General features: G+C 27.4%; 14 protein-coding genes. 7 read left to right on the forward strand and 7 right to left on the reverse strand.

What is annotated here, in order from left to right; genetic code table 11:
* Positions 1–82 precede the first annotated feature (82 nt).
* The gene (locus tag ACWYN7_RS03110; protein WP_462858387.1) at positions 83–829 is read right to left on the reverse strand and encodes an energy transducer TonB; all 747 of its coding nucleotides are present in this window, start codon (positions 827–829) and stop codon (positions 83–85) included.
* A 90-nt stretch (positions 830–919) separates the two neighbouring features.
* Here ACWYN7_RS03110 and ACWYN7_RS03115 point away from each other — a divergent pair, with 90 nt between their 5' ends.
* Positions 920–1417: a hypothetical protein gene (locus tag ACWYN7_RS03115; RefSeq protein WP_462858388.1), complete on the forward strand. Its 498-nt coding sequence runs from the start codon at positions 920–922 to the stop codon at positions 1415–1417.
* 71 nt (positions 1418–1488) lie between these two features.
* Here the strand turns inward: ACWYN7_RS03115 and ACWYN7_RS03120 are convergent, their stop codons facing one another.
* The 3 genes from ACWYN7_RS03120 to ACWYN7_RS03130 are packed head-to-tail and all read right to left on the reverse strand — an operon-like array spanning position 1489 to position 7126.
* Positions 1489–2232: a hypothetical protein gene (locus tag ACWYN7_RS03120; RefSeq protein WP_462858389.1), complete on the reverse strand. Its 744-nt coding sequence runs from the start codon at positions 2230–2232 to the stop codon at positions 1489–1491.
* 7 nt (positions 2233–2239) lie between these two features.
* Positions 2240–5746: a leucine-rich repeat protein gene (locus ACWYN7_RS03125; protein ID WP_462858390.1), complete on the reverse strand. Its 3507-nt coding sequence runs from the start codon at positions 5744–5746 to the stop codon at positions 2240–2242.
* Between the two features lie 12 nt (positions 5747–5758).
* On the reverse strand, positions 5759–7126 hold the full coding sequence (locus tag ACWYN7_RS03130) for a DUF4412 domain-containing protein (RefSeq protein ID WP_462858391.1): 1368 nt from the start codon (positions 7124–7126) through the stop codon (positions 5759–5761).
* Between the two features lie 241 nt (positions 7127–7367).
* Here ACWYN7_RS03130 and ACWYN7_RS03135 point away from each other — a divergent pair, with 241 nt between their 5' ends.
* The 3 genes from ACWYN7_RS03135 to ACWYN7_RS03145 are packed head-to-tail and all read left to right on the forward strand — an operon-like array spanning position 7368 to position 11494.
* The gene (locus tag ACWYN7_RS03135) at positions 7368–8102 is read left to right on the forward strand and encodes a LytR/AlgR family response regulator transcription factor (protein WP_462858392.1); all 735 of its coding nucleotides are present in this window, start codon (positions 7368–7370) and stop codon (positions 8100–8102) included.
* An 11-nt stretch (positions 8103–8113) separates the two neighbouring features.
* The gene (locus ACWYN7_RS03140) at positions 8114–10036 is read left to right on the forward strand and encodes a tetratricopeptide repeat protein (RefSeq protein ID WP_462858393.1); all 1923 of its coding nucleotides are present in this window, start codon (positions 8114–8116) and stop codon (positions 10034–10036) included.
* Between the two features lie 6 nt (positions 10037–10042).
* A complete protein-coding gene (locus ACWYN7_RS03145) occupies positions 10043–11494 on the forward strand; it encodes a sensor histidine kinase (protein ID WP_462858394.1) in 1452 nt (483 codons plus the stop codon).
* Positions 11495–11536: 42 nt separating this feature from the next.
* On the opposite strand, the gene ACWYN7_RS03150 is transcribed toward ACWYN7_RS03145, so the two are convergent.
* Positions 11537–12106, reverse strand: a complete 570-nt coding sequence (locus ACWYN7_RS03150; protein ID WP_462858396.1) for a DUF3109 family protein — start codon at positions 12104–12106, stop codon at positions 11537–11539.
* A gap of 87 nt (positions 12107–12193) precedes the next feature.
* On the opposite strand from ACWYN7_RS03150, the gene ACWYN7_RS03155 reads away from it, so the two are divergent.
* The 3 genes from ACWYN7_RS03155 to ACWYN7_RS03165 all read left to right on the forward strand — a co-directional run bounded on the left by ACWYN7_RS03155 (position 12194) and on the right by ACWYN7_RS03165 (position 14227).
* A complete protein-coding gene (locus ACWYN7_RS03155) occupies positions 12194–12778 on the forward strand; it encodes a MarC family protein (protein ID WP_462858397.1) in 585 nt (194 codons plus the stop codon).
* A 2-nt stretch (positions 12779–12780) separates the two neighbouring features.
* Positions 12781–13392 (forward strand): FAD-dependent oxidoreductase, encoded by a 612-nt coding sequence (locus ACWYN7_RS03160; protein WP_462858398.1) that lies wholly within the window; start codon positions 12781–12783, stop codon positions 13390–13392.
* A gap of 109 nt (positions 13393–13501) precedes the next feature.
* Positions 13502–14227, forward strand: a complete 726-nt coding sequence (locus ACWYN7_RS03165) for an energy transducer TonB (protein ID WP_462858399.1) — start codon at positions 13502–13504, stop codon at positions 14225–14227.
* A gap of 805 nt (positions 14228–15032) precedes the next feature.
* Here the strand turns inward: ACWYN7_RS03165 and ACWYN7_RS03170 are convergent.
* Positions 15033–15398 carry a response regulator gene (locus ACWYN7_RS03170; RefSeq protein ID WP_462858400.1) on the reverse strand — a complete coding sequence of 122 codons (366 nt, stop codon included), beginning with the start codon at positions 15396–15398 and terminating at the stop codon, positions 15033–15035.
* A gap of 120 nt (positions 15399–15518) precedes the next feature.
* Positions 15519–15875, reverse strand: a complete 357-nt coding sequence (locus ACWYN7_RS03175) for a response regulator (RefSeq protein ID WP_462858401.1) — start codon at positions 15873–15875, stop codon at positions 15519–15521.
* Between the last annotated feature and the right edge of the window lie 128 nt (positions 15876–16003).

A 16003-nucleotide genomic window follows, 5' to 3' on the forward strand; every position in this document is an offset into this window, starting at 1 on the left:
TAGGTTAATTTAGTTTTACAAATGTAGTAAATATAAAAACCCAACTATACAGTTGGGTTTATTTTTTTAAATGTACTAATTTTTACTCTATTATAAAAGAAATTGGTAGATTATACTTGACTTTTACGGCTCTGTTTTGTTGCATGCCTGGTAAAAATTTTGGTAATTTTTGAATTAACTCCTTTGTTTCTAACTTTAATTTAGTGTGTGGAGCTCTAATTTTAATATCAACTACATTCCCTTTATCATCAATAATAAATTGTGTACTAATTCTGTATTTACCAGAATTTAGGCCTAAATCATTTGCTAAACCAACATCGAAATTACGTTGTACAAATTTTTTCATTTTTTTATCAAAACAAATTCTATTTTCTTCTTTTGACAAGCCTTCACAGCCTTTAAAAACGGGGGCGTTTTGTACAAAATCGTAAGGAACATCTTCTATAATTGTTGGTGGCAAATCAACTTCTACAATATCTCCTTCATTTAATTCTACAGTTTCTTCTTTTGTAGGTTCAAGATTAACAATCGTTTCAGTAATAATATCATTATCTCCTTTTTCAATAGGTTCATCCTCTAGAAAAACAGATTTCTGATCTACTTTAATTTTTGGTTCATTTTTGGGTTCTCGTTTAAAAACGGGGACTTCATCTGGATTAAGGTACACTGTTTCTGGCTGATGGAACTCTTGGGACACTACAGCTTTTTGCTCGGTTTTGTGCTCTAATGTTAGGTAGACAATAAAAAGCACTAATACTAGTCCTAACTGGGTAAAAATGGTTGAGAACTTTTCTAATTGTTTGGTTGGTAGTTTTTTTACGTTTTTCATAATTAGAAAGTTTTAAAATGTTAAGTTTTTGTTAAACCAAATAACGTGCCAAAATTTGATTAACTCTTTTTATTTAATTATTTTTAAAAAATGAAAAAGAAAACAAGAATTTCTTTTATGATAATCTCTGCAGCTTTATTTACCTTAAATCTGTTTGCTTTGTTGTCTGAATATAATTTATATGCAAGAAATGTAATTCGTAATTTAGATTTAAAAATTCATTTAATCTTTGGGGTTTTATCCTTTTCTAGTAGCATCTTTAATTTAGTTAAAATTCTGCCAGAAAAGAATTTTAACATCAAATTACACAACCTATTTAGAATTGGTGATTTCGGTTTTGCATCATTTTTAATCGTTTTTTTTCTAATAGGTATTATTAAATTTATTCATAAAATTATAGCCAATACTGTGCTATTGAAAGACTTTTATTTACTGATTATTATGTATATAGCAATTACATATTGTTTTTATCTTGTAACCGATAATCTAAAATTTCAAAAACAAATTGAAAAAAGAAAACAATTGCAAAAACAACAAATGATAAATGAAATTGGTAAACACAAAAAACAGCATCAAAAACAAATTTGATGCTGCCACACAATTAGGCTATAAAAACCCTATCTATCAATTGCGATTTTACGTTATAATTATTCTTTACATTACCAACTATAGCTTTCTTCTGTATCGTAATTTGTGTAAGAACCAGAACCATCTGAATTCCATTGATATAAAGCAGTTAATTCATTAGAATAATACACTTTTAAATTACCAGAGTAATCTACTGCGTTCGATTCTAATACTAATTTGTAACCATCAGTATCTAATTCAATTTTAATATCGTTGTTATTTACCCACCATTTTATGGTTGATATTACAATATCATCATAATACATGTTTACTTCTGCATAACTACCATCCATTAATTGGTAACCATCCATTAATTTACCTGTTAAATCTGGTGATATTATATAATAGGCAAAAGAATATCTGTCTGATTCTTCTGTAATAGTATACTCTACACTTGTATCTCCAGAAGACCAAGTATAGGTTTGTGAATTTGCTATTGAACTAGATTTCGATGCAACTTTAGTGCTAGATTTGCTAGAAATAGCATTTGCTGGTATTGTAAATAATTGCGAAAATGTAGAACTTAATTGTCTTAAGGTTTCGAACTGAGTACTGGCTTCTATTGCATATTGATTATTGGAATTTGATAAACTTTCTGGCACTGAAAGGTTCTCTATATCTTCTTTAAAATCTTGCATTACAATTTCAGATAAATTTCCGCTTTCATCTAAATCAGTTTCATTAGAACTGCATGATGAGAATAAAATAAGAGTACTTAAAATTGTTGCAAATACTAAGCTTTTAATTTGTTGTTTGTTTTGGATTCTTGTTTTCATAACATATTTATTTAATAATTAATTTTTTGGATGATATTCCTTTTTCTGATTTTGCTCTTATAATGTAAATTCCTGTTGATAAATTAGAAACATTTATATCTAATTGTGATTTATTAAAACCGTTTTTGCTGATAATTTTATCGCCTAAAACACTGTAAATATCTACTTTTTCTAGGGATAAATTATTTGATAACTGTACTGAAATATTGGTTTCTGCTGGATTTGGATATATATAAAGTGCTGTTTTATTTTCTATAAACTGATCTACAGATAAAACACTAGATTCACTTGCAGTTAAGGTAAACGTTCCTGAATTGTTCTGATTTACTGAGCTTTTGTTTGATGAAGCTTCTAGCCAAACTTTTAAATAAAATTGAGTACCAACAGTTAAGTTTTTTAATGAAATTGATGTTCCGCAAGCAATTGGCGCTAAACTTGAACATGTTTGATACACTGCAAATTTTAACTGACCTCCAAAACCTGTACCTTCTATACTAAACTCTCCTGTTTGTGGCACAATTACAGAAAACCAAACGTCTGCTAAAACTGTACCTACTGCACAACTTGGGTTGTTATTAGAAGTTCCGCTATTTACATCTCCTGGAGTTTGTTGCCCAAAGGTTAATGGAATTGCATTAGCACAATCGTCATTAAAAGGCATACAGTCTAGACTAAAAGAACTTGTATTATCTATATTTGTTAAATTATCTGTAGCCCAAGTAACATCATCTACTTTAATGCAAGATAAATTTGGATTATTTAAAGAAGTGAACAAGCCTATTTTAGAAGTATAATCATTTTTTAAATTTAAGCTTGTTAATTCATTATCAGAAATACTTAATTGAGTTAAATTTTTATTATACTGAATATCGAAGTATTTTAATTTATTAGAAAAAACATCGATACTAGTTAATAACGGATTAGAATATACATTTAAATTTTCTATTTGATTTGTACTACAATTTAACACTTCTAATTTTGGATTTTTACTTAAATCTAAGGTTGATAATTGATTGTTAAAACACCATAATTTAGTAAGTTCTGGCAGCATTGAAACATCGAGATTTGTCAATTGATTAGCACCTAAGTGTAATTCTTTTAGCTTTCTATTATTTAATAAATCGATATTACTGATTGCATTAGAAAATAAATTTAAAATTTCTAAATCTACATTCTTTGTTAAATCTAAGGTTGATATATTATTATCGCTGGCATCTAACTCTTTTAAAGCCACAAAATCTTCTATACCTGTAAGGTCTAAAATATTTTTATTGCGAACATCTAAAGTTGTTAAGGCAGCAATTTTTGAAGTTTCTACATAACCATCTCCGATAATTGTATTTCCTAGTCCTAGAGATTCTATATAAGTTTCAAAATTAACATCTGGTATAAAAGTACCTTCTCCACAATTTTCTAAATAGTTGCTATTTGGGTCTTTTATCCAATTATTATTGTTTGTGCTAGCATTAGCATCATCTACCTTAACACACAATAAATTAGGGTTTTGTTGCGCTTCAAAATCAATGATTTTTGCATTATTATTATTCTTGATGTTTAAAGATGTTAATTGATTTGAATAACACCTAACAACTTCTAGATTTTCATTTTTAGATAAATCTAAGCTTGTTAAATTATTTTGATAAGCAATAAAGTTTTTAAGTTTTGTATTTTTTGAAACATCTATTTGTGTAAAATTATTAGTAAAAATCCAAAGTGTTTCTAAGTCAGATAATGCAGCTATATCTAAACTATCAATTGCATTTCCTTCACATCTTACATCAATTAATTTAATATTATTAGAGACATCTAAACTTGTTAATTGGTTTAAAGCTACATATAAATTTGTTAATGCTGTGTTTTTTGAAACATCTAACGTTGTTAGATTATTTTCAGAAATACTAAATTCTAGAAGTTTTGTATTATTTGTAATGTCTATTGACGATAACTGATTGTTACCTAAATAAAGTTGTTCTAAAAGAATATTATTAGATACATCAACACTAGAAATATTATTATCGTAAGCATTTAAATAGGTTAAAGAAGTAAAGTTCTGAATACCTGTTAAATCTGAAATATTTTGCTGACTAACATCTATTTGAGTTACACTTGATATATCTGCAGTTAATACTTGTCCATCAATTGTACCTTCAGAATCGATATTGTTTTGTACTAGGTATTGCTCAAATTCTGCATCTGGAATTGTTGTGTAATTGCTTGTTGAATTCTCTTCTAACACATTACCAAAATCTTTCCAAACATCTTTTGCTTTATAAGCTGCAAAGGTATTTGCAGGCACATGTAAATTTGCATTTGCCAATATAACATTACTAAAAACACTTGCTGTAATGGTTAATGGAGTAATCCAATTTACAGTAACATCTGTTAACCCTGAATTAGAAAATGCATTTTTATCTATTTCTGTTACAGAACTTGGTATTTCAATTTCATTTAAAACTAAGCAATTATCAAATGCATATTGACTAATTTTAGTAACTGCATTTGGAATTTTTACATTTTTAAGTTTATAGCATTTGTAAAAAGCATAATCAAAAATTGAGGTTACACTTTCTGGAATTGTAATCGTTTCTAACTTAAAACATTGATCAAAAGCTCTATGAGAAATAGCTGTTAAACTATTTGATAAAGTTACATTTGTTAATTTTTGACATCTTTGAAAAACACTAGATCCGATAGTTGTAATTGAGTTGCCCATAACAACATTGGTTAAATCAAAGCAATCTCTAAAGGCTAATAGTTCTATTTCTTCTACCTTATTGGGTATTGAAATACTTGTTAAACCACTTGCTTCAAAACTACTTTCATTTATTTTTTCTAAGGAATCTGGTAAAATTATATTTTTTAAACTTGTACAACTTCTAAACGCATCATCTCCAATAAAATATACACTATTTGGTATTGTAATGCTCGATAAGTTTGAACAACTATTAAATACATCGTTTTGAATAATTCTAGCAGAACTGGGTAAAATTATATTTGTTAATCCGCTATTAAAAAATAAATTATTTTTTAATATTTCTATACTATCTGGTAATGTTATACTTGTAAGACTAGAACAATCTTGAAAAACATTACTTCCTATTTGAGTAATTGTATTTGGCAAATTTATTACAGACAAATTAGTACAACCTCTAAAAGTACTATTGTTAATAGTATTAATTGTAGATGGTAAAACAACTTCTACTAAAGAAGTACATCCCCAAAAAGCACTTTGTTCTATAACTGTAATAGATTCTGGAATTGTTATTTTAGTTATTTCTGTACAATTGTTAAATGCACCAGATGAAATTTTAGTTACAGCATATTCTTTTGCATTATTTTCAACCTTTTCAGGCAAACTAAAATTGCCTGCAATACACGAGTTTCCATCAACTTCTACAATAAGATTAACATCATCAATAACTTTATAATTTACACCATTAATGGTAAATTCTTGTGCTCTTACACATACTATTGATATAAAAAGAACAAGTAGTAAAGTAATTTTTGTTTTCATAGTTTTTAGTTTTTAGAATCCCATTGTTTTATATTCTGAGGAATTTATGAGCAGATTTTTATTAGAAAATTCAATGACTTTGATATTAAAATTTTGTCCTTGGTGATTAGAATTTAACTCTAAAACAAAACCTTCTAAATAAGGATTATTCATTTTCATACCCAACATTGGCATTTCTATATTTTGAATCGGAAAATCTTTAGCAACCCAAAAACTTGCAGACCCTGTAGCGTTTGTGTAATTGTAAGTTACTTTATATTCTTGGCAATTGTACCCCAAAATAGTTTTGGTATTGCCTGTTTTTTTATACTCAAAATCTGCATTTTCTGGCAGTTTATTGGTCATGTTATACTGACTTTCTATTTGTGCAATAGAAGTAGATCTTTTCATTTTCATACCAGCAACATCCATAAAAGCTGTAGAAGATTTTGGTGTCATCACCATAGTAACAGCTCCCTGACCTTGCATTTCTTTAGCACTTACAGAAATTCCATAAATGTCTGGATAGTTGCCTAAAAGAAACTCCATTGGCATTTTTTCTCCTCTACTATCTGTCATTTCTACTTTTATACTTTTATTAAAACTAAAAGAACTGGGTATATTTACTGTTGGCGATAATTTTTCTTTTAGAAACACTTTATCACTTTCTGATAGTTCTGTATTAGCCTTATTTCCAGAAGCATTTGCAATTACTTTAGTAATTATAAATTCTGGTTCGTTTGTATTAATCATACCATTTATAACAGCAGGTGTATTATTTACAAAATCTTCATTGTCTTTATGGTTATCTAATTTTACATCCCCAGAAAAATTGAGGCTAACATTTTTATCTTTATGAAACGTTATTGTAGCAGTACCAGAAATTAATTCGAAATTTTGAGGTGCATGTTCTTGCCCTCTTTTATAGATATATTCTCCTTTTACCAAAGCATTATACGCTAATTTTAAAGTAGCTTCTTCAGGAATTCTAAAAGTTTTATTACTTAAATCAGCTATATTTTCTAGGTTATTAATCGTTAAAATATAGCCATCAAAAACATCTGCATCAGAGGTTCTCCAAGATCCTTTTATGGTAACTTTTTTACCTTCTTTATTTACTTTAGTTTTACTTAAATCGTTTACACTAAAATTACCATAAAGGATAGAATGATTTATAGAAGCAGAACCATAAGATTTTTGTTGATTATCGATAGTGGCTGGTTTTTCAGTTTTCTTTTTACCATAGAGTAAACTGTCTACTTTTTTATCGGCTTCTTTTTCAATTTTATTTTCTAATTTTTGTTGTGCTTTGTTTTTTAATTTTTTCCAAAGTTGTGCATTTGCAGAAAATGTAAGCGCAAAAAATAAAAAACTGAATAATAATTTCTTAAAATTTTTCATAATCAATTTAAATTTTGATTGATTTTTTTATCGTGATACAAATATTCCTTTTCTATCACCTTAAAAAAAGGAAAGATGTATAAACTGCTTCATTTTTTGTATAGTTAGTTATTTGATAAATAATGAGTTGAATTCACCAATTATCAGCAAAAACAGACGAAATACATTCAAATTCTAGCCATTTGCACAGTTGTAAAACTTAATTAAGAAATATATTTTAACTTTGAGAAAATTGACTACCATGATAAAAGCTGTAATTATAGACGATGAACCAAAAGCAATACAAGGTCTAAGTTGGGAGTTATGCAACTTTAGTAACGACCTAGAAGTTGTGGCTACTTTTACAGAACCAGAAAAAGCAATCCCCTATTTAAAAAGCTCTAAAATCGATTGCCTTTTTTTAGATATTGAAATGCCAACTATGGATGGTTTTCAGTTTTTAGAAAAACTAGATCATAAAGATTTTGCCATAGTTATTACCACAGCTTATAACGAATATGCCATAACAGCTTTAAAAAAAGAAGCCATCGATTATTTATTAAAACCAATAGATACAGACGATTTGGCTGATACAATTGTTAAAATTAAAAAGCACAATTCTAAAAACTTTAGTGCAGATAAGTTCGAAGATATGCTACTAAAATTTAACAACAAATTACATCGTAAAAAAATAACCATAAATACTGATGGTAAATTGGTGTTTTTAGAACCAAAAGATATTTATTATGTAGAATCTGATGGTAATTATTCTACTCTACATTTATCAGAAAACAAAAAAATTGTAGTAACCAAAAAGCTAAAAGAAATTAATGAATTATTACCTTCTGATCATTTTTTTAGAATTCACAATTCTTACATTATTAATCTAAATAAAATTAAAGAGTTTTTAAAATCTGATGGTTATATCGTTTTAGAAAACAATGCTAAAATACCAGTTTCTAGACAAAGAAAATCTGAGTTTTTAGAAAAATTATAAGCACGTTTATTATGGCTAGAATACTCCTATTTTTTCTGTTATGTTCTTTTTTTAATACTACTTTTTCGCAAAAACAAAAGGTAGATTTTAATACGCAAATAGATCGTATTTTAAAAACAAGGCCAAAAACTTACAAGGGTATTAATTTGTATTTAAGACCTTTTAGAAGAGACACTACAAAACTAAAATTATTAGCAGATACTTTCGAAAAATCGAATTATTTAGATGGTAAAGCTTATGTAGAAAATTTATTAGGCATACAATACAGAAACTATTCTTTATACCCCAAAGCAGTTGCCACGCACAAATTTGCCTTAGAAACTGCGCAAAGAGCAAAAAGTATCGAGTTTGAAGTATTTAGCTTAAATATGTTGGGCGTAGATTATAGAAAAATGGACGCCAATAGAACTGCTTTAGATTACAATCATGAGGCTTTAAAACTAGCAGAAACTGTTGCAGAACCAAATCTTGGTTTAAGAAGAAGCATTGCAGTTTCTTTAAATAGTATGGGTAATATTTACCTGCTTTTAAAGCAGTACGATTTGGCTATTGAACGTTTTAAAAGGTCTCAAGAAATAGAAAGAAGTATAGATAACCAATTGGGTTTGGCCATCAATTATCAAAATATTGGTTATGCTAAAGATGCACAAGGTAAAACAGACGAAGCCTTAACCTATTTTGAAAAATCTTTAGAAATAAACAATAAAATTAACAACACTTTTGGGCAAATTATTTGTAAAAGTAGCATTGCAAATATGTACATAAAACAAGGCAACCCAAACAAAGCCATAGCCTTATTAAAAGTAAATTTAGTAACCGCAGAAAAGTTAGGAAACAAGAAGTATTTATCTTACGAATATTTAAATTTAGGATGGGCTCAATCTAAATTAGGGTTATATTCTAAGGCAGAAAAAAACCTAAATATAGGTTTAAAAATTGCTAAAGAATATAACCTACCTTCTTCTATGTCTTATGCTTACAGCCATCTTTCAGAATTATACGAAAGTAAAAAAGACTACCAAACTGCTTTAAAATTCTATAAACTTTCTGATGAATTTGAAAAGAAAATTTCTAACGAAAGAACCATTCAATACGTTAACGATTTAATTATAAAATACGATAGCGAAAGACAAAATAACGAAATTAAAAATCTTGCCAAACAAAACGAAATTGCACAATTGCAATTGGTTAAAAATAGAAATGTTTGGATTATTGTTCTGGGTAGTTTTATCTCTTTAATTAGTCTTCTCTATTTCTTATACAGACAACGTTTGTTAAAAAATCAAAAAAGAATTTTAACTTTAGAACAAGATGTTTTACGTACACAAATGAATCCTCATTTTATATTTAATGCCTTAAATTCTATTAAGCATTATATTATAAATAACGAACAAAAAAACGCAGTACATTACCTAAATAAATTCTCTAAACTGGTTCGTAAAATACTAGAATCATCTACCTTAAAAGAAGTTTCTTTACAAGAAGAATTAGAAACAATGGATTTGTATATGAACATCGAAAACATTCGTTTTTCTAACGAAATTGATTATGCTATTAATGTTGATGAAAATTTAGATTTAACAAATATTAAAGTTCCTCCTTTAGTGTTACAGCCTTTTTTAGAAAATGCACTTTGGCACGGATTATCGTCTAAAAAAGGAGATAAAAAAATTATTTTATCGGTTTTTAAACCTTCTGAAGGCTTTATTCAAATTGATATCGAAGATAATGGAATTGGAAGAATTGCATCAGCCAAAATAAAATCGGAAAAAGTAATCAATAGAAAATCGATAGGAATTGATTTAACCAAAGAACGCTTGCAAAATTTTATCAAAGATTTTCAGAATCCATTTAGCCTTGTTTTTGATGATTTGGTTGATGAACACAAAAACCCAAAAGGAACAAAAGTTGCTTTAAAAATTCCGATAATTTAATAGAGTATGAGTTTCGTTTTTCAAGATTTTTCCTCTTGGTTACAAGGGATGCTTTTTATTTTGATTGCCTACCATACAACCTCTTATTTTTTTACAAAAGATAAGAGCTTTGCAATTTATGCATCTTATTTATTGCTGGTAACTCTGTATTTAATTCCTAAAACTGATAATAGTACTTCTAATTATTTATCAGAAAAATTCCAAAGCTTTTTTGATACTTTTAATTGGATTATTCAGATTTATTATTGGATTCTTTACAGTTGGTTTTCTATTCATTTTTTAAATTTAAAAGAAAAAAATATACAACTGACTGTGCAAATTATGCTCTATATAATAGTAGCTTCTGTATTTTGCACCTTGTTTTTTATTGTTGATTATTTCTTTTTTAATCAACAATACATAACCCGTTTTTTTCTATTTGTTTACACACCAATTACCTTAATTATAATTTCATTTTTTATAAAAGCCATTTATCAATTTAAAGACAAAATCAATAAATTCTTTGTAATTGGTTTGGTATTCTTTTTAGGGTTTTCTGTACTTGCACTGTGTTTGTCTTTTGTAAAAAATTATCCTTTTACAAACATAGATCCTATTGGTTTTTTTAAAATTGGCGTCTTTTTAGAAGCCATAACCTTATCTATTGGTTTAGCTTATAAATACCATAATTACAGAAAAGAAAGAGATGGTTACAATGCATTATTAATTTCTGAATTAAGAAAAAACGATTTGTTAAAAGACCAATTAAACGAAAAATTATCAGAAAAAGTAGAAAGCCATAAAATTGCAGAAGTGCAAGCTTTGTATCAAAAACAAATTAATGAGTTAAAGTTAACCAGTTTATTAAGTCAGATGAATCCGCATTTTATATTCAATGCCTTAAACTCAATTAAGCTTTATATCATTAATCAAGAGCCAAAAATTGCGGCCTATTATTTAAATAAATTTTCTAAACTTATTCGTAAAATTTTAGAAGCTTCTAACACCAAAGAAGTAACCTTACAAGAAGAATTAGAAACAATGGATTTGTATATGACCATAGAAAATATTCGTTTTTCTAATGAAATTGACTTTAATATTATTGTTGATGAAAAAATTAATTTAACAGCCATAAAAGTTCCGCCTTTAGTTTTACAACCTTTTTTAGAAAATTCTCTTTGGCATGGATTATCCTCTAAAAAAAACGATAAAAAAATTACTGTTTCCATTTTAAAGCAAGAAGCAAACTATATACAAATTATTATAGAAGACAATGGAATTGGGCGTAAAGCATCTGCCAAAATAAAAGCAGAAAAATCGATCAACAGAAAATCGATTGGTATAAATTTAACCAAAGATCGATTAGCAAATTTTGTAAAAAATCTACAAAACGATTACGCTATTATTTACGAAGATTTAATAGATAAGGATAAAAATGTTATGGGTACTAAAGTAGTTTTACAAATCCCTTTAGTTTAAAACAAAGAATTTTCTTAAAAAAGTAAGAATGGTTATAAACCATTATTTTAAATGTTTTTCTGCCACTTTTTCTAATTCATCGTACCAATTTTGACCAAATTTTCTAATTAAAGCCTGTTTTACAAATTTATAAATTGGTATTTGTAGCTCTTTTCCTAAAGTACAAGCATCATCACAAATTTCCCATTTATGATAATTTACAGCAGCAAACTCGCTATAATCTTTAACTCTTACTGGGTATAAATGACAAGAAACTGGCTTTTTCCAAGCTACTTCTCCTTGATTATAAGCTTCTTCAATAGCGCAAAGTGCCGTATTTTTTTCATCAAAAATAACATAAGCACAATCTGCACCATTAATTAAAGGTGTTTCTAATTCATCCCATTCACTGGTTGTCCAGGTGCCATATTTTTCTATGGCTTCTATACCTTCTTTTCTTAAAAAAGGTTTTACTTTCGGATAAATTTCTTCCAAAATTTTGGTTTCTTCCTTTTCTAAAGGTGCACCAGCCTCGCCATCTATACAGCAAGCACCTTTACATGCAGACAAATTACAGACAAAATCTTTTTCAATAATGTCTTCAGAAACAATGGTTTTTCCTAGTTGAAACATATTCGCAAAAATAAGTATATTTTTTTCTGTTTTATTATGATTTAATAAAATTTAGTTAACTAGTTTTGCAAAAAATTTAAAAATAAAATGGCTTTCAAGTTTAAAGAAATTATTACTGCTTTTATGGTATTATTTGCGGTAATAGATATTATTGGAAACATTCCAATAATCATAGATTTACGAAAAAAGGTAGGGCATATTCAATCTGAAAAAGCATCATTAATAGCTGGTTTTATTATGATTGTTTTTCTTTTTGTGGGCCAAAGCTTATTAGGTTTAATAGGCATAGATGTAAACTCTTTTGCAGTTGCTGGTGCTTTTGTACTATTTTTTATAGCACTAGAAATGGTTTTGGGTATTACTTTATATAAAGATGATGACAGTAATCCTTCTGTAACAGCAACCGTTTTTCCATTGGCCTTTCCTTTAATAGCTGGGCCAGGTAGTTTAACAACATTATTATCTTTAAGAGCAGAATTTGCCATAGAAAATATTATTGTAGCTGTAGTTTTAAACATATTTTTTCTTTATATTGTATTAAAAACGTCTAGTAAAATAGAGCGTATTATAGGTGCAGCTGGTATTCAAATAATTAGAAAAGTTTTTGGAGTAATATTACTGGCCATTTCTGTAAAACTATTTGCACAAAATATTAAAATGTTATTTGTTTAAAAATGATTTTAGATTGTTTAATTATTGGTGGAGGCGTTTCTGGTATGCAATGCGCTTTACTTTTAGGTTCTGCTAAAGACAGGCCTTATACTGCTGATAAAAACATTGGTATTATTATGCATCAAAGAACATCGCATTTAGAGAATGCGCTTTTTAATAATGTTTTGGGTTTATCGCCTAAAACATTAGGAAAAGATATTTTGAATGATGGCAAACAACAATTAACCAATTTATATCCTCAAATTCATCAAATAGAAAATGAAAAAGTAATTTCTGTTGATGATAATAATGAGACCTATATAATTACTACAAATAAAAATACTTATAAAGCTAAAATTGCGGTTTTGGCATTAAATTATTCTAAACCATTTACTATTAATGGTTTGGATGATTTTATTATTCCTCATAACAAAGCCAATGCTGCAAAAGACAGAATTCAATTAAAAAATGATGATCACCTTATAAAAAAAGGATTGTATTGCTGTGGTACAATTGCTGGGCATAGAAGCCAATTTGCAATTGCTGCTGGTAGTGGAGCTGCTGTAGCTACAGATATTCTTACACTTTGGAACAATGGAGACCACACCAAAGTGCACGACAAAAGTATGATGTAAATCATATTTTAACCCCCTTTTTATTTATAATTTTATAATCAGAAATCAAATAACTGAGAATTTGATAATTTCTGACATTTAAAATATAATAAATTAAAAAAGGTTTAAGATGGAAATCAAAAAAAACCCACGTAAAGAGCTAGAAAATTTTAGTAAAATTTTCTTCCAAATAGGAATTGTACTTTCATTATTTATCATTTATGCTTTTATGGAGCATAAAACTTATGAGAGAAATTATGATGAATTAGGCCATGTGGTAATGGTTGAAGAAATGAAAGAAGACATCCCAATTGTACAGATTACCAAACCTACACCACCACCAAAAAACATTCCTAAGGTTGTAGAGGTAATTAAAATTGTAGAAGATGATGTTAAAATTGAAGAAACTATTATTGAAACTACAGAAACTGACGAAAATGAATCTGTAGTTGTAAACACAGAAGACATAGAAGAGGTTCATGAAGCTGAAGAGGTTATCGAAGATATCCCTTTTATGCTTATAGAAGATGTACCTGTTTACCCTGGCTGTAAAGGAAATAATGACAAATTAAAAAAATGTTTTACAAAAGGAGTTACAAAGCATTTTAGTAAAAAATTCGATGTAAACTTAGCTACAGAATTAGGTTTAAGTAAGGGTAAAAAACGTTTATATGTTCTTTTTACAATTGGTAAAACTGGTAAAATTATCAATGTAAAAACTAGAGGACCACATCCTGTTTTAGAAAAAGAGGTAACAGAAATTATAGAATCTTTACCTAAAATGATACCTGGTAAACAAAGAGGTATGCCTGTTAGTGTAAGTTTTAGTATCCCTATTACTTTTGAGGTAAGATAAATACTACCAAGTTAGCCAATAATAAATTCTATTTTTTAATTAAAATCTATAAATAGGGAATTTACCTATTGGCTAACTTTAACGTTGCAAATATATTTGTGGTATCAATATCGTTACATATTTTTTCCCACTATATGCAAAAAGCTAAACATAATCCCCCAACGTTTAGCTTTTTTCTTTTTTTATCCTTTTTTTTAATTAAAAAGATTTTTTTAACATTTCGTTAAAAAATAAGAAAATTACCTATTTAGTAGTGTCTATTTAAAAATTATATTTGAAGTGTAAGTCCTTAATAACTAAGGTAACATTTTAACTTTAAATTCATCCCCCATGAAAAAGACACAGAACAACCTACAGACCCCTATTAATAGAATCGACTCTATTATCGCTACATTTAGTCTTATTTTTTTTATTACAAGTATCGTTTTTTTTGTTGAAACTTTTATCCAATAAATAAAACTGTAAACGTAACACTGTACAATAGATTTAAGAATACTCATTTTAATAGTTATCTTTTTTTAAAGATTAAACCCCTTATCATAAATTTATTTAGAAAATACCCCTAAGTATTCCTAAACCCCTAATTATGAAAACTATTAAAAATAAGAAAATTCCCTATTTAGCAATTACCAATTCTTAAATATGTTTATAGTGTTACATTGAGTATCCCCTAATACTTATATTCCAAAAAGCTAGACAATCCCCCATTAGTTTAGCTTTTTTTTATGCATAAAAGTTTAACCTCTAAAAGTTAGGGTATTGAAAAAAAAAGTGATTGTGAAAACCAATTAATTTGAGGTACAAATTAATTTTCTGTTCTTATGGTTTCTATTAAATTGTCAAAGTCGTTTGCTTTATCAAAAAACGCATAAGCGCCATATTTTAAGCAAACTCCTTTTAGGTGAGTGTTTGTAGAAAAGACCAATACTTTATTATTAGATTTTTTATCTTTAAGTATTTTTAACAACTCTAATCCATTACCATCTGGCAAACTTAAATCGAGTATAATTAAATTAAAATCTGTTTCATTAACTAAAGTAATTGCTTCTTTTAAACACGTAGTTAAATGAAGGTTTTCTCTACCTATAATTTGTTCAGTTGCATCAACAATACTTTTACCAATAAGAGTATTGTCTTCTACAATTAATAAGTTTTTAAGTTTTGATTTCAAAGTAAATTATGGGTATTGTTACGAAAATAATAATATGTGAATTTAAGTAGATTACAGACATATTTTAATACGCAATCTGCTTAATTTTCTGCTGCCTAAAATCGAAGCGTTTTTCTTCTTTTATTTGATACTTTCTAAAAGTTTATCAAAGTCATTTGCTTTATCAAAAAAAGCAAAAGCACCGTATTTTAAACAAATATTTTTTAACTCTGTACTCATAGAAAATATAAAAACTTTTGCTTTTATATGTTTCTCTTTAAGAAATTTTAATAGCTCTACTCCATTTCCGTCAGGTAATTTTAAATCTAGAATAATAATTTCAAATTTAGTATTAGTAATGAAGGAAATTGCTTTTTGTAGTGTTTCTGATAATTGGATTTCTCCAATACTACTAAACTCTTTAGTAGCATTAAAAATCTCTTTCTTAATAAAAGAATTGTCTTCTACAATTAATAAATTATTTAGTTTAGAGTCCAAAATATTTTTTTGATAGTTTACTTACACTAAAGTAAAAAATATGCCAAGTATACACCATAAGCAAGCTGCTTACTTCTTATCAAATTTTAAAAAAAGTTAAAAATAAAAAAGGATTTTAAATGTTTTGT

It is taken from the genome of Polaribacter sp. M10 (assembly GCF_054968445.1).

Excerpts from the sequence above, each read along its gene's own strand:
- ACWYN7_RS03110 (WP_462858387.1), bottom strand. The coding sequence starts at position 829 with ATGAAAAACGTAAAAAAACTACCAACCAAACAATTAGAAAAGTTCTCA.
- ACWYN7_RS03115 (WP_462858388.1), top strand. The coding sequence starts at position 920 with ATGAAAAAGAAAACAAGAATTTCTTTTATGATAATCTCTGCAGCTTTA.
- ACWYN7_RS03120 (WP_462858389.1), bottom strand. The coding sequence starts at position 2,232 with ATGAAAACAAGAATCCAAAACAAACAACAAATTAAAAGCTTAGTATTT.
- ACWYN7_RS03125 (WP_462858390.1), bottom strand. The coding sequence starts at position 5,746 with ATGAAAACAAAAATTACTTTACTACTTGTTCTTTTTATATCAATAGTA.
- ACWYN7_RS03130 (WP_462858391.1), bottom strand. The coding sequence starts at position 7,126 with ATGAAAAATTTTAAGAAATTATTATTCAGTTTTTTATTTTTTGCGCTT.
- ACWYN7_RS03135 (WP_462858392.1), top strand. The coding sequence starts at position 7,368 with ATGATAAAAGCTGTAATTATAGACGATGAACCAAAAGCAATACAAGGT.
- ACWYN7_RS03140 (WP_462858393.1), top strand. The coding sequence starts at position 8,114 with ATGGCTAGAATACTCCTATTTTTTCTGTTATGTTCTTTTTTTAATACT.
- ACWYN7_RS03145 (WP_462858394.1), top strand. The coding sequence starts at position 10,043 with ATGAGTTTCGTTTTTCAAGATTTTTCCTCTTGGTTACAAGGGATGCTT.
- ACWYN7_RS03150 (WP_462858396.1), bottom strand. The coding sequence starts at position 12,106 with ATGTTTCAACTAGGAAAAACCATTGTTTCTGAAGACATTATTGAAAAA.
- ACWYN7_RS03155 (WP_462858397.1), top strand. The coding sequence starts at position 12,194 with ATGGCTTTCAAGTTTAAAGAAATTATTACTGCTTTTATGGTATTATTT.
- ACWYN7_RS03160 (WP_462858398.1), top strand. The coding sequence starts at position 12,781 with ATGATTTTAGATTGTTTAATTATTGGTGGAGGCGTTTCTGGTATGCAA.
- ACWYN7_RS03165 (WP_462858399.1), top strand. The coding sequence starts at position 13,502 with ATGGAAATCAAAAAAAACCCACGTAAAGAGCTAGAAAATTTTAGTAAA.